This window comes from Streptomyces cyaneofuscatus (genome assembly GCF_033109485.1).
Classification (GTDB): domain Bacteria; phylum Actinomycetota; class Actinomycetes; order Streptomycetales; family Streptomycetaceae; genus Streptomyces; species Streptomyces cyaneofuscatus.
Map to the genome: position 1 here is coordinate 5,776,815 of NZ_CP137002.1, position 13,695 is coordinate 5,790,509.

The 13,695-nt window shown below is 71.4% G+C and carries 11 protein-coding genes; 10 read left to right on the plus strand and 1 reads right to left on the minus strand.

Annotated features, from left to right (window positions below; translation table 11 throughout):
- Positions 1–76: 76 nt before the first annotated feature.
- The 7 genes from R2B67_RS25280 to R2B67_RS25310 all read left to right on the plus strand — a co-directional run bounded on the left by R2B67_RS25280 (position 77) and on the right by R2B67_RS25310 (position 10,327).
- Positions 77–1,195: a DegT/DnrJ/EryC1/StrS family aminotransferase gene (locus tag R2B67_RS25280; RefSeq protein ID WP_317821259.1), complete on the plus strand. Its 1,119-nt coding sequence runs from the start codon at positions 77–79 to the stop codon at positions 1,193–1,195.
- Entirely contained in the window at positions 1,192–2,211 is a 1,020-nt protein-coding gene (locus R2B67_RS25285; protein WP_018511494.1) for a Gfo/Idh/MocA family protein, read from the plus strand. Before R2B67_RS25280 ends, R2B67_RS25285 begins: the two co-directional genes overlap by 4 nt.
- Positions 2,201–3,784 carry a glycosyltransferase gene (locus R2B67_RS25290; protein WP_317821262.1) on the plus strand — a complete coding sequence of 528 codons (1,584 nt, stop codon included), beginning with the start codon at positions 2,201–2,203 and terminating at the stop codon, positions 3,782–3,784. The genes R2B67_RS25285 and R2B67_RS25290 overlap by 11 nt, the downstream gene beginning before the upstream one ends.
- Entirely contained in the window at positions 3,781–5,451 is a 1,671-nt protein-coding gene (locus R2B67_RS25295) for a glycosyltransferase family 2 protein (RefSeq protein ID WP_317821263.1), read from the plus strand. The genes R2B67_RS25290 and R2B67_RS25295 overlap by 4 nt, the downstream gene beginning before the upstream one ends.
- Positions 5,448–6,734: a nucleotide sugar dehydrogenase gene (locus R2B67_RS25300; protein ID WP_317821265.1), complete on the plus strand. Its 1,287-nt coding sequence runs from the start codon at positions 5,448–5,450 to the stop codon at positions 6,732–6,734. Before R2B67_RS25295 ends, R2B67_RS25300 begins: the two co-directional genes overlap by 4 nt.
- A gap of 135 nt (positions 6,735–6,869) precedes the next feature.
- On the plus strand, positions 6,870–8,195 hold the full coding sequence (locus R2B67_RS25305) for a glycosyltransferase family protein (RefSeq protein ID WP_317821267.1): 1,326 nt from the start codon (positions 6,870–6,872) through the stop codon (positions 8,193–8,195).
- Positions 8,192–10,327, plus strand: a complete 2,136-nt coding sequence (locus tag R2B67_RS25310; protein ID WP_317821269.1) for a glycosyltransferase — start codon at positions 8,192–8,194, stop codon at positions 10,325–10,327. The genes R2B67_RS25305 and R2B67_RS25310 overlap by 4 nt, the downstream gene beginning before the upstream one ends.
- Positions 10,328–10,337: 10 nt before the next feature.
- On the opposite strand, the gene R2B67_RS25315 is transcribed toward R2B67_RS25310, so the two are convergent.
- Positions 10,338–10,952, minus strand: a complete 615-nt coding sequence (locus R2B67_RS25315; protein ID WP_109977665.1) for an acyltransferase — start codon at positions 10,950–10,952, stop codon at positions 10,338–10,340.
- A gap of 293 nt (positions 10,953–11,245) precedes the next feature.
- On the opposite strand from R2B67_RS25315, the gene rplU reads away from it, so the two are divergent.
- From rplU to obgE, 3 genes are all read left to right on the plus strand, one after another.
- Positions 11,246–11,566 carry a 50S ribosomal protein L21 gene (gene rplU, locus R2B67_RS25320; RefSeq protein ID WP_018487143.1) on the plus strand — a complete coding sequence of 107 codons (321 nt, stop codon included), beginning with the start codon at positions 11,246–11,248 and terminating at the stop codon, positions 11,564–11,566.
- Positions 11,567–11,580: 14 nt separating this feature from the next.
- Positions 11,581–11,838 carry a 50S ribosomal protein L27 gene (rpmA, locus tag R2B67_RS25325; RefSeq protein ID WP_015608479.1) on the plus strand — a complete coding sequence of 86 codons (258 nt, stop codon included), beginning with the start codon at positions 11,581–11,583 and terminating at the stop codon, positions 11,836–11,838.
- Positions 11,839–11,995: 157 nt separating this feature from the next.
- Positions 11,996–13,432 carry a GTPase ObgE gene (gene obgE / locus R2B67_RS25330; protein WP_317821278.1) on the plus strand — a complete coding sequence of 479 codons (1,437 nt, stop codon included), beginning with the start codon at positions 11,996–11,998 and terminating at the stop codon, positions 13,430–13,432.
- Positions 13,433–13,695: the final 263 nt, after the last annotated feature.

Sequence of the window (13,695 nt, forward strand, 5' to 3'; positions counted from 1 at the left end):
CGCGGCCTCGTAAGACGTCCCGCACCCCAGAATTCTGCCCGGTAACGAGCTCTTGCGGTGTTCAAGGAGGACGTCCATGACGAGCATCAACGAGCAGCCGATCCCCGCTGCCCGTCCGGTCATCGGGGAAGACGAGATCGAGGCCGCCGTACGCGTACTGCGCAGCGGCCGGGTCGTGCAGGGACCCGAGGTCGCGGCGTTCGAGGAGGGCTTCTCGCGCCTGGTCGACGGGCGGCACTGCATCGCGGTCAACTCGGGCACCTCGGCCCTCCAGTTGCTGCTCCTGGCCCTGGGGATCGGCCCCGGCGACGAAGTGATCGTCCCCTCGTTCTCCTTCGCGGCCTCCGCCAACGCGGTCCGCCTGACCGGCGCCGACGTGGTCTTCGCCGACATCGAGCCGGGCGGCTTCGGTCTCGACCCGGCGGCCGTCGAAGCCGCGATCACGCCCCGTACCGCCGCGGTCATGCCGGTCCACCTCTACGGCCACCCGGCCGCGATGGACAAGCTCATGCCGATCGCGGACAAGCACGGACTCGCCGTCGTCGAGGACGCCTGCCAGGCCCACGCGGCGGCGCTGAACGGCACCCCGGTCGGCGCGTTCGGCGCGGGCGGCACCTTCAGCTTCTACCCCACCAAGAACATGCACGCCCTCGAAGGCGGCATGGTCACCACGGCCGACGCCGCACTGGCCCGTACGCTGCGCCTCCTGCGCAACCAGGGCATGGAGCAGCGGTACGCCAACGAGATCGTCGGCGCCAACATGCGGATGACCGACGTCTCCGCCGCGATCGGCCGCGTCCAGCTCGCCAAGGTCGAGGAGTGGACCGAGCAGCGCCGTGCCAACGCCGCGTACTTCGACGCCCACATCACCGCCCCGACCGTCACCACGCCGCCGGTGGCCGAGGGCGCCCGGCACGTCTACCACCAGTACACCGTGCGGATCCGGGGCGACCGGGACGCCGCGATGGCCGGGCTCACCGAGGCGGGCGTCGGCAACGCGGTCTACTACCCGACGCCGATCCACCGCCTCAAGCCGTACTGGGAGCCGGACCAGAAGGCGGGCCGCACCTGGGAGCTGCCGGAGACCGAGAGGGCCGCGGCCGAGGTCGTCTCGCTGCCCGTGCACCCCTCGCTCACCCGGAACGACCTGGAGCGCATCGTGACCGCCGTGAACTCCCTGGGGGAGAACCTGTGACCGCCGCACTGAAGGCCGGGCTCATCGGCCTCGGCTCCATGGGCCGCAACCACGCCCGGATCCTCGCCGGACTGGAGGGCGTCGAGCTGGCCGGTGTCGTCGAGCCGGCGGGCGACCGGAACGGCTGGGCGCAGGGCGCCCCCGTCCTGTCCACCGTCGACGAGCTCCTCGCCCGCGGTGTCGACTACGCCGTCGTGGCCTGCCCCACCGGCCTGCACGAGAAGGTCGGCCTCCAGCTCGCCGACGCCGGTGTCTGCGCCCTGATCGAGAAGCCGCTCGCGGACACCGTCGAGGGCGCCCGCCGCCTCGTCGAGGCCTTCGAGTCCCGCGGCCTGGTCGCGGCCGTCGGCCACATCGAGCGCTGCAACCCGGCCCTGCTCTCGCTCCGCGCCCGCCTGGAGGCCGGTGAGCTGGGCGACGTCTACCAGGTCGTCACCCGCCGCCAGGGCCCCTTCCCGCACCGGATCGCCGACGTCGGCGTGGTCAAGGACCTCGCCACGCACGACATCGACCTGACGGGCTGGGTCACCGGCCAGGCGTACACCTCGATCGCCGCCCACACCGTCTCCAAGTCGGGCCGCCCGCACGAGGACATGGTCTCCGCCGTCGGCCAGCTCTCCGACGGCACGATGGCCAACCACCTGGTCAACTGGCTGAGCCCGCTCAAGGAGCGGTTCACCTCGGTCACCGGGGAGCGCGGCTGCTTCATCGCCGACACCCTCACCGCCGACCTCACCTTCCACTCCAACGCGGCGGTCGCCACGGAGTGGGAGGCGTTGCGCGCCTTCCGCGGGGTATCCGAGGGCGACATGATCCGCTACGCCATCCCCAAGCGCGAGCCGCTCCTTGTCGAGCACGAACTCTTCCGCGACGCTGTGCGGGGGGAACCGGTCGACGTCTGCACCCTGCGGCAGGGGCTTCTCACCGTCGAGGTGGCCGAAGCCGTACTGGAGTCCGCCTCCACCCGCACCACCGTTACTCTCACGGCTCCGGACCGGACGGAACATGGCACCTGACATTCCTGATTTCACCGACTTCACCGCGATCCCCCGCAAGGCGGGTTCACGCGGTCGTATCGTCATGCTCGTCGACAACAGCGTGCACGGCGACTCCCGCGTACAGAAGCAGGCGAGCTCGGCGGCCGAGGCCGGCTGGGACGTCATCCTGCTGGGCAAGTTCTCCGGCAAGGAGGAGGTGCGGGCCTGGCAGCTCGGTGACGCCGAGGTCCGCCTCCTCGGGGTCAAGGCCAAGATGTCGACCCGCCCCCAGGACCTGCGCGGTGCTCCGATCCGCCGACCCCTGGCCTACCCCTCCGAACGCGTGGCCGAATTCCGTACGCAGCAGGTCAAGGCCTGGCGCGCCGACCTCCGGGTCCGCGGCGCCGCGCTCAGGACCGGCGAGGACCGGTCCCCGCTCGGGTCCGCCGGCGGCCAGGTGTGGCTGGCGGCGCGCCGGGGCGCGGCCAAGGCCAGCAGCCGCTGGGTGAAGCTGCGCTCGCGGCACACCAGGAAGCTGCGCAGCATCCGCAGGACCCGGTCCGCGGCCCTCGACAAGGCGACCACCGCCTTCTGGCTGACGACCATGGGGGACCGCGCGTGGCGGCGGCTCGACCCGAGCGTCTGGGACTTCGAACTGAGTTACGGGCCCGTCATCGACGCGCTGGAACCGGACATCATCCACGCCAACGACTTCCGGATGCTGGGCGTCGGCTCCCGCGCGAAGCTCCGTGCCCGCGCGGCCGGCCGGCCGGTCTCCCTGGTCTGGGACGCCCATGAGTACCTGCCCGGAGTGCGCTCCTGGGTGAACCAGCGGAAGCTGCCGGCGATGGTGGCGTACGAGCGGGAGCACGCCAAGTACGCCGACGCGGTGGTGACCGTCTCCGGAGGCCTGGCCGATCTCCTGAAGGAGACCCACAAGCTGCCCGAGCGCCCGGACGTGGTGCTCAACGCGCCGGAGGCGGCCGAGGCCTCGCGCTTCACCGCTCTGCCGGTCCCCGACCTGCGCGACCTGTGCGGCATCGGCCCGGACGTGCCGCTGCTCGTCTACAGCGGCCTCGCCGCCCGCCAGCGCGGCCTGGACATCATGGTGGACGGGCTTCCCGAGCTGCCCGGCGTCCATGTCGCCTTCGTGGCCAGCCACCCCGAGCTGCCGTACATCCGTACGCTGATGAAGCGGGCCGAGGAGCTCGGCGTCGAGGACCGGGTGCACGCCATGCCGTACGTGCCGCACTGGCAGGTCGTCTCGTTCCTGTCGACCGCTGATGTCGGCGTCATCCCGATCCACCACTGGCCGAACCACGAGATCGCCCTGATCACCAAGTTCTTCGAGTACTCGCACGCCAGGCTGCCGCTCGTAGTCAGCGATGTGAAGACCATGGCCGAGATGACCCGCCAGACCGGTCAGGGCGAGGTCTTCGAGGCCGAGAACGTCACCGACTACGTCCGGGCCGTCCGGGCCGTGCTCGACGCACCCAAGCGCTACACCGCCGCCTACGAGGTCGAGGGCAGGCTGGACGAATGGACCTGGGAAGCCCAGGCCGAGGTTCTCGACGGGGTCTACACCCGGCTGATGCGAGGTACGGCGAGATGACCGCAACACCCGACGTCACGGTGGTCGTCGCCGTCTACAACACCATGCCGTACCTCACCGAATGCCTGAACTCCCTGGTGGCGCAGACCATCGGCGAGGACCGGCTGCAGGTCGTCGCGGTGGACGACGGATCGACCGACGACAGCGGCCGCGAACTGGACCGCTTCGCGGAGAAGTACCCGGACGTCTTCACCGTGGTCCACCAGCCCAACTCGGGCGGGCCCGCGGCGCCGAGCAACCGGGCCCTGGAGCTGGCCACCGGCCGGTTCGTCTACTTCATAGGGTCCGACGACCACCTCGGGGAGGAGGCGCTGGAGCGCATGGTCGCCTGCGCCGACGCCAACGAGTCCGACGTGGTCGTCGGCAAGATGGTCGGCACCAACGGGCGCTACGTCCACCAGAAGCTGTACTCGGACAACCAGCCCGACGTCAGCCTCTACGACTCGGCGCTGCCCTTCACGCTCGCCAACACCAAGCTCTTCCGCCGCGAACTGGTGGAGAAGCACAAACTGCGCTTCCCCGAGGACCTCCCCGTCGGCAGCGACCAGCCGTTCACCATCGAGGCGTGCGTCCGGGCCCGCAGGATCTCCGTCCTGGCCGACTACACGTACTACTACGCGGTCAAGCGCGGCGACGCGAGCAACATCACCTACCGGGCGGACCACCTGGCCCGGCTCCGCTGCACGGCGCGCATCATGGACCACACCGCCGGACTCATCCCGGCCGGCCCCCGGCGCGACGCCGTCCTCAAGCGGCACTTCGAGTGGGAGCTGTCCAAGCTCATGCTCGACGACTTCCCCGCGCTCCCCCTCGAAACGCGGCAGGAGATCTGCGCGGGGCTGGCCGCCCTCCAGGACACCTACTTCACCGACACCCTGCGCGACGCGAGCGGCGTGAAGAGACGGGTCCGTCTCGGCCTCGCCCAGCGCGGCGCCGTGGCGGAGCTCACCCGCGCCATCGCGGACGAGGCGGAGCACGGCGCTCCGCCCTTCCTGCTGGAAGGGGACCGCGCCTTCGCGCCCTACCCGGGCTTCCGGGACGCCGCGATCGGTCTCGACGACCATTGGTACGAGGCGCGCGAGACGGTCTCGGGCAGACTCGCGGACGGTACGAAGCTGGAGTCGGCCGCCTGGGAGCAGGACGGGGAGGATCTCACCCTCGCCCTGAAGGTGCGCGTCGGCATCACCGGCGACACCTCATCGGCCGTCGTCGCCCTCGCCCAGGGCGCCCTCCCGAAGAGCGCCGACAAGGCCGGCGCCCGCAAGCTGCCCAAGGACGCCGAGCGCCCGGAGGCGGTCGGCGAGCTGACCCGGGAGCCCGCCGCCGACGGCACCGGCACCCTGCTGAGCGCCCGCATCCCGGTCGACCGGATCCGCGCCAAGCGGGGCGTACGTGTCTACGTCGACGTCGCGGGCACCACGTATGAGATCCCGGTCCGCACCGGCGGCCTGCCGATGCCGCTGGCTCGCCGGTGGGGGAGCACCACTCCCTACCGGGTCTCGGCCAACCCGAACGCGAAGGGGCGGCTCGTGATCACGACGGCCCTGCTGTGGGAACCCAAGCCCGACCTGGGCACACGGCTGCGCCGAACGCTGGCCGGGCTGAAGCGGAAGCTGTCCGGGGCGAAGCGGAAGCTGTCCCGGCTGAAGAGGAAAGTGTCCAGATGAACATCTGTGTAGTCGCGCTCGGCAAGATCGGGCTTCCGCTCGCCGTGCAGTTCGCCGCCAAGGGCCACCGGGTCATCGGCGCGGACGTCAACGAGAAGGTCGTCGAGCTGGTCAACGCGGCCACCGAGCCGTTCCCCGGCGAGCACGACCTCGACCGCCTGCTCAAGGAGACCGTCGGCGCGGGCCTGCTCTCCGCCACGACGGACACCACGGCCGCCGTCGCCGCGTCCGACGCCGTCGTGGTCGTCGTCCCGCTCTTCGTGGACGCCGAGGGCACCCCGGACTTCGGCTGGATGGACGCCGCCACCAAGGCCATCGCGGCGGGCCTGAAGCCCGGCACCCTGGTCAGCTACGAGACCACGCTGCCCGTCGGCACGACCCGTACGCGCTGGGCGCCGATGCTGGCCGAGGGCTCCGGCCTCACCCCGGGCGAGGACTTCCACCTGGTCTTCTCCCCGGAGCGGGTGCTGACCGGCCGGGTCTTCGCCGACCTGCGCCGCTACCCCAAGCTCGTCGGCGGCATCGACGAGGCGTCCTCGGCGGCGGGCGTCGCCTTCTACGAGGCCGTGCTCGACTTCGACGAGCGCGCGGACCTGCCCCGCCCCAACGGCGTCTGGGACCTCGGCACGGCGGAGGCCTCCGAGCTGGCGAAGCTCGCCGAGACGACCTACCGGGACGTCAACATCGGCCTGGCCAACCAGTTCGCCCGGTTCGCCGACAAGAACGACATCGACGTCAAGAAGGTCATCGAGGCCTGCAACAGCCAGCCCTACAGCCACATCCACCAGCCCGGCATCGCCGTCGGCGGCCACTGCATCCCGATCTACCCGCGGATGTACCTGTGGAACGACCCCGAGGCCACCGTCGTCCGCGCGGCCCGCGAGGCCAACGCCGCGATGCCCGAGTACGCCGTCGACCTGCTGGCCGCCGCCTACGGCGACCTGGACGGCGTCGGGGTCCTGGTGCTGGGCGCCGCCTACCGCGGGGGCGTCAAGGAGACCGCGTTCTCCGGCGTCTTCGGGGTCGTCGAGGCACTCAAGGCGCGCGGGGCGGTGCCGTTCGTCTCGGACCCTCTCTACACCCCTGAGGAGCTGACCGCCCTCGGTCTCGTCCCGCACGACAGCCACCAGGCCGTCACCGCGGCGATCCTCCAGGCCGACCACGCCGAGTACCGCGAGCTCGCCGCGGCCGATCTGCCGGACGTCCGCGTCCTGGTCGACGGCCGCCGCACGACGGACCCGGAGAAGTGGGCCGGCGTACGACGCGTAGTGATCGGTGGCTGACCTTCCGTAGACAACGGGGGCAGGGGTGAAGGCCTGCCGTGCTAGCGTTTTGACGTGTCTAACACCCCTGCTCCCCACCATGTGATTTACCTGGCGATCGGGTTTCCCCCCGCTGCGAAGAGCTGCGCCTACCGGATGCGTGAAACAGCCAACCAATTCGTCTCACAAGGCTGGGACGTCACGGTGGTGACCATTGCCGACGAGTCCTGGGAGCGGGACTTCGGCCTCGACCACACGCTCTCCGAGCGGGTCGATCCGCGCGTTCGCATCGTGAAGCTGCCGCTGGTGCGCGAGGACCTGGAAACCGATATCCGGAAGTTCTCCGAGGACCGCGCGCTACGGCCGACGCAGTGGACGGCCGCGTACCGCAAAAAGGGGATGAAGGAATTCCCCGAGCCGATCTACGGCGGCTGGAAGGCCGACCTGGAGAAAGCCGTCGAGCGGATCCACCGGGAGAGGCCCGCCGACCTGACCGTGGCGACCTGCGTGCCGTACGTGAACATGGCCGCGGCCCTGCACCTGTGGGAGACCCACAAGGTTCCGTACGCGATCGACTTCCGGGACGGCTGGTCCGTCGACGTCATCGACGGCGGCGAGGCCTTCACCGCCGACTCGCCCTCCGGCGTGTGGGAACGCAAGGTGCTCAGCCAGGCGCTCTCCCTGTGGCTGGTGAACGACCCGATCGCCGAGTGGTACCGGGAGCGTCACCCCGATCTGGCCGACCGCGTCCACGTCGTGCGCAACGGGTACGACGAGGACAGCGTCCCGGCCCGTACGCGCGTCCCCGACGCGGACGCCGGGCTGACCTTCGGGCACCTCGGTGTGGTGACCTCACCGCCCCGCATCCTCAAGGCCGTTCTCGACGGCTGGCGCATCGCCCGCGAGCGGGACCCGCTCGTCGCCCGCTCACGGCTGGAGATCCGCGGCCAGATCGGCTCCGGGGCGACCCGCGAGGCCAACGCCCACATAGAGCTGATCCGGCAGGCGCAGGCCCGCGGCGAAGCGGTCAGCTTCGGGGGACCCGCCCCCAAGGCCGAGCTGGCGGACATCTTCGCGAGCTGGGACGTCCTGCTCCTCATGATCATGGGCGGGAAGTACATGACCTCCGGCAAGGTCTACGAGTACGCCGCGACCGGCCTGCCCGTCATGTCCGCGCACGCGGTGGAGCACGACGCGACCACCGTGATGACCGGCCACCCGCTGTGGACGGGAGCCTTCGGCTTCGACGAGGAAGCGCTGGCCGCCGCATACTCCGGCGCCGCGAAGCTCGCGGTCGAGGCGAGCGACGAGGACCGGGCGGCGGCCAGGGCCCACGCGGCGCAGTACGCGCGAGCGGCCCAACTGGGCCCCGCCGTACGCCGTCTCATCCGCCAGGCAGTCCCGGCCCCCGAGGGGGACGGGAGCTCCACGACGCCGTCCACGGCCTCGGGCACCCACGAGGTGGAGGACCTCTCCGTATGACGCACGTACTGCTGATCGCCGGAACACGGCCGCAGGCCGCGGTCCTCAAGGCGTCGCTGGAGAAGTTCCGCGCGGCGGGCGCCACCGTCGAACTGGCGGGGCTCTTCGCCCCGGACGACATCGACCCCGGCCTCGAACTGACCCGGTTGCGCTCCCTGACCGAGGCGGCCGCCGAACGCGGCCGGATGTTCGAGAAGCGCGTGGCCAAGCTCTCCGGCCCGCGCCGCGTCTGGGCCTCGGCCGAACGCGACCGGCAGGTGCGCGGCTCCGGCCGCCGGGCCCACGTCCTGGTCGCCCTGGACGCCACCGCCGTCTACACGGTGTGGCGGCTGGCCCAGCTGAACCGCAGGGCCCACGCCGTCTTCGGCATCGCGCCCGCCCTCAAGGCCGTCGAGGACCGCCGCGAGCGGCCGCTGCACTACGCCGTGCGGGCCGTCACCCGGTCCGTACCGACCCCGGCCACCGCCGCCCGCACCACCAAGCGGGCCGCCCGGCGCGTGGCCGGCGGGGCGCTGCGCCGCGCCTCCTCCCCGGCCGTCCTGCGCACCTCGGTCGGCGCCAAGTCGTGGCGCGGTGCGGTGGTCGCGCCCAAGGTGCCGGACCGGCTGCGGGCCAAGCTGGCCCGGCGCGTCAGCCTGAGCATGTCCGAAGGCGGCCGCAAGGCCGGCGCCACCCTGGTGCTGAAGGACGCCGCCCGGCTCACCGCCGACCGGGCCCTGCGCGCGGACCTGCTCGCCGAGGCGGCCAGGGCCGACCTGGAGCGCGGCCACGACGACGCGGCGCTGCGCCGCTCCGCGTACGAGGCGGCGCTCGCGACCGCCGACCGGTGGTACGCCAAGGACGAGGCGAAGAAGGCCGCGGCCTCGCTCTCCTCGGCGCTCACCCTCGCCTTCCCCCGGGCCGTGCACTTCGACTCGCTGACCTCGCCGCTGGCCGAGGACCCGGCCGGCTATCTGGCACCGTTCCGCGCGAGCACGGCCTTCCAGGCCATGACCGCATCCCGCGGCCGTGCGGCACCCGCCGCCGCCCCACCGGCCGGCCGGCCGCTGCGGCTGCTGGTCACGACGTACTCCAACGCCAACTTCCTCCAGTCGATCCGCGACCGGTACGCCGACCACCCGGGCGTCGAGATCCGCTTCCTGGAGGTGAAGGAGGACGAGACGCTGCGACCGCTGGCGCGCGGCGCCCAGCGGATGATGGAGTACGCGCTCGGCGGCGCGGCCACCCTCGGCGAGCGGGCCGAGAAGGCGCTCCGGCCCCACCTGGACTGGGCGGACACGGTCTTCGTCGACTGGTGCACCAACGCCGCCGCCCTGTTCACGCTGGTGGACCCGGGCACCACCCGGATCGTCGTACGGCTGCACAGCTACGAGGCGTTCACCCTCTGGCCGCACCTGATGGACCTGGACCGGGTCGACGACCTGGTCTTCGTCGGGGACCACCTGCGCGACCTGGTCGCCGACTGCCTGCCGCGGCTGCGGGAGCCGGGCGCACCGGCGCTGCACGTCATCGCCAACGCCATGGACCTGGAGCGGTTCCGGCAGGAGAAGACCGGCGGCGACACCCGCTTCACCGTCGGCCTGATCGGGGCGGGCGTCGTCGCCAAGGACCCGCGGTGGGCCGTGGAGGTGCTGCGGCTGCTGCGGGAACACGACGAGCGCTACCGCCTGGTCGTCATCGGCGACGGACTGGACCGCAAGGCCAGCGCCGCAGCCCGCGCCTACGACGACCTGCTCCGGCGGGACCTGGCCGAGCTGGAGCCCACCGGGGCGGTCCAGCTGCTGGGGCGCACCGAGGACGTACCGGGCGCGCTCACCGGGATCGGGGTGATCCTCAGCAGCTCGGTGCGGGAGAGCTTCCACTGCGGCTTGGTCGAGGGCGCCGCCAGCGGCGCGCTTCCGGTGGTCCGCGACTGGCCGTTCTTCGCGGGCAAGGACCACGGCGCCCGGACGCTCTTCCCCGCCGACTGGGTGGTCGGCTCACCGAGGGAGGCCGCCGACCGCATCCTCGCGCTGACGGCGACGGAGGAGACCTGGCGCAAGGCGGGCGCCGAGGCGGCGGAGCACGCGCTGACGACCTGGGACTGGCCGGTGATCAGCCCCGGGTTCGACCGGCTGCTGCTGGAGGACTGAGCGGCAGACCTCAGGGGGCAGGCGTGATCGGCTGCTCCCTGAGGACCCCGTCCTCCTCCTCGTACACCGCCCCGCTCCGCGGGCACTCCCACACCCCCGGCTCACCCTCGCGGGCCACCAGGCGCACGCCGCTGCGGCCCACCCAGCCGATCCGCCGGGCCGGTACGCCCACGACCAGGGCGAAGTCCGGGACGTCCTTGGTCACCACGGCGCCCGCCGCGACCATCGCCCACCGGCCGATCCGTACCGGCGCGACACAGACGGACCGGGCACCGAGCGACGCGCCCTCGGCGACCTTGACGCCCACGGCCTCCCAGTCGCCGCCGCGCTTCTGCTTGCCGTCGGGGTCCACCGAGCGCGGGTACTGGTCGTTGGTGAGGACCACCGCCGGCCCGACGAAGACCCCGTCGCCGAGCTCGGCGGGCTCGTAGACGAGGGCGAAGTTCTGGAGCTTGACGTTGTCGCCGATGCGTACGCCGCTGCCGACGTAGGCGCCGCGTCCGACGACACAGCCCTCGCCGAGCTTCGCGCCCTCACGGATCTGCGCCAGCTCCCAGATGCTGCTGCCGGCGCCGATCTCGGCACTCTCGTCGACCTGGGCGGTGGGCTGGACCCTGTAGTTCACGGTGTGTGCCTTCCGGAGAGCTGACTGGCCCGGAAAGCATAGGTGTGGCCGCGGCTCCGGGGGAGCCGCAACGGGGCCGCCGACCCGGTTTGACCCCCACACCCCCGCCCCGTAACCTTGACCCTCGGTGTGTTCACTTGACGCGCCTACCCCTGAGCACATCCCTCCCGGTAACGGTCGGTGTTCGCGCCGTCCGCCAGGAGAGGCCGCTCATCCTTCCGGATCGCCCCGGGCCTCGGCCCGTGCGAGCGGCTGGCATCAGGGGATCCGTTCCGAGCGAGAGAGAGATCCGCGTGTACGCCATCGTGCGCAGCGGTGGTCGCCAGCACAAGGTAGCTGTCGGCGACATCGTTGAGGTTGACAAGATTTCCACTGCCAAGGTTGGCGACACGGTCGAGCTCTCGACCCTGCTCGTTGTCGACGGTGACGCGGTCACCAGCGACCCGTGGGTGCTCGACGGCATCAAGGTCACGGCCGAGGTCGTGGACCACCACAAGGGCGCGAAGATCGACATCCTTCGCTACAAGAACAAGACCGGCTACCGCCGTCGCCAGGGTCACCGCCAGCAGTACACGGCGATCAAGGTCACCGGTATCCCCGCGGCTGCGAAGTAAGGGACTGAGAACACATGGCACACAAGAAGGGCGCATCGTCCACTCGGAACGGGCGCGATTCCAATGCTCAGCGGCTCGGCGTGAAGCGCTTCGGCGGTCAGGCCGTCAACGCCGGTGAGATCCTGGTCCGCCAGCGCGGCACCCACTTCCACCCGGGCACGGGCGTCGGCCGTGGCGGCGACGACACGCTGTTCGCGCTGACCGCCGGTGCGGTGGAGTTCGGTACGCACCGTGGCCGCAAGGTCGTGAACATCGTTCCGCTCGCAGTCTGATCCTTTCGACGCGCGCGTAACGGCACACAGCACCTTCCGAGGGCGGATCTCAGCTTTCCCGGCAACCGGGGAAGCGGGTCCGCCCTCGGCGTGTTACGACAGAGACAATTCCGCATTTTCCTGCTGTACCTGCACCTGTTATCTGGAGGCACCAACCATGACCACCTTCGTGGACCGCGTCGAGCTGCATGCCGCCGCGGGTAACGGAGGCCACGGCTGCGCCTCCGTACACCGTGAGAAGTTCAAGCCGCTGGGCGGCCCCGACGGGGGCAACGGCGGACGGGGCGGCGATGTGATCCTCGTCGTCGAGCAGTCCGTGACCACGCTGCTGGACTACCACCACAGCCCCCACCGCAAGGCCACCAACGGCCAGCCCGGCGCCGGTGACAACCGTTCCGGCAAGGACGGCCAGGACATGGTCCTGCCCGTGCCCGACGGCACCGTCGTCCTCGACAAGGCCGGGAACGTGCTCGCCGACCTCGTCGGCCAGGGCACCACCTTCGTCGCCGGACAGGGCGGCCGCGGCGGCCTCGGCAACGCGGCGCTCGCCTCCGCCCGCCGCAAGGCGCCCGGTTTCGCGCTGCTCGGTGAGCCGGGGGAGAGCCGGGACATCGTCCTGGAGCTCAAGACCGTCGCCGACGTGGCCCTCGTCGGATACCCGAGCGCGGGCAAGTCCTCGCTGATCTCGGTGCTCTCCGCGGCCAAGCCGAAGATCGCGGACTACCCTTTCACCACGCTCGTCCCGAACCTCGGCGTCGTCACCGCCGGTTCGACCGTCTACACCATCGCCGACGTCCCGGGCCTCATCCCCGGCGCCAGCCAGGGCAAGGGCCTCGGCCTGGAGTTCCTGCGCCACGTCGAGCGCTGCTCGGTGCTCGTGCACGTCCTGGACACCGCGACGCTGGAGTCCGACCGCGACCCCGTCTCCGACCTCGACATGATCGAGGAGGAGCTGCGGCTCTACGGCGGCCTGGACGACCGGCCCCGCATCGTCGCCCTCAACAAGGTCGACATCCCGGACGGCCAAGATCTCGCCGACATGATCCGCCCCGACCTGGAGGCCCGTGGCTACCAGGTCTTCGAGGTCTCCGCCATCGCGCACAAGGGCCTCAAGGAGCTGAGCTTCGCGCTTGCCGGGATCATCGCGAAGGCGCGTGCCACCAAGCCGAAGGAGGAGGCGACCCGCATCGTCATCCGCCCCAAGGCCGTCGACGACGCGGGCTTCACCGTCACCCTGGACGACGAGGGCATCTACCGGGTGCGGGGCGAGAAGCCCGAGCGCTGGGTGCGCCAGACCGACTTCAACAACGACGAGGCCGTCGGCTACCTCGCGGACCGGCTCAACCGCCTCGGCGTCGAGGACGCCCTGATGAAGGCGGGCGCCCGGGCCGGCGACGGTGTGGCCATCGGACCCGAGGAGAACGCGGTCGTCTTCGACTGGGAGCCGACCGTGAGCGCAGGCGCCGAGATGCTCGGCCGCCGCGGCGAGGACCACCGCCTGGAGGAGCAGCGTCCGGCGGCGCAGCGCCGCCGGGACCGTGAGGCGGAGCGTGACGACGCGGAGAAGGAGTACGACGAGTTCGACCCCTTCTAGGAGGGCTCCGGCTCCCCCCGGGCACATCTGTTCCATGACCGGACGGCTCGACTCCGTATGGAGTCCGGCCGTCCGGAGGCCTCGGGGCTGTGGCCTCAGGGCGTGGCCTCGGAGCGGATATGCGGTGGTCCGGCCCTCCTGGCAGGTCGCTCAGGAGCGCCGCAAGGGCCGCAGATGTGCAGATTATGCAACATCTCTGTGGATCGGATCACGCGCGTACCGGACCCGGTCCTTCCAACCTCCCTGGCCAGAGGGTGAACTGC

Coding starts and splice junctions, on each gene's coding strand:
- rpmA (WP_015608479.1), top strand. CDS start 11,581: ATGGCACACAAGAAGGGCGCATCGTCCACTCGGAACGGGCGCGATTCC.
- R2B67_RS25290 (WP_317821262.1), top strand. CDS start 2,201: ATGGCACCTGACATTCCTGATTTCACCGACTTCACCGCGATCCCCCGC.
- obgE (WP_317821278.1), top strand. CDS start 11,996: ATGACCACCTTCGTGGACCGCGTCGAGCTGCATGCCGCCGCGGGTAAC.
- R2B67_RS25300 (WP_317821265.1), top strand. CDS start 5,448: ATGAACATCTGTGTAGTCGCGCTCGGCAAGATCGGGCTTCCGCTCGCC.
- R2B67_RS25295 (WP_317821263.1), top strand. CDS start 3,781: ATGACCGCAACACCCGACGTCACGGTGGTCGTCGCCGTCTACAACACC.
- R2B67_RS25310 (WP_317821269.1), top strand. CDS start 8,192: ATGACGCACGTACTGCTGATCGCCGGAACACGGCCGCAGGCCGCGGTC.
- R2B67_RS25280 (WP_317821259.1), top strand. CDS start 77: ATGACGAGCATCAACGAGCAGCCGATCCCCGCTGCCCGTCCGGTCATC.
- R2B67_RS25305 (WP_317821267.1), top strand. CDS start 6,870: ATGCGTGAAACAGCCAACCAATTCGTCTCACAAGGCTGGGACGTCACG.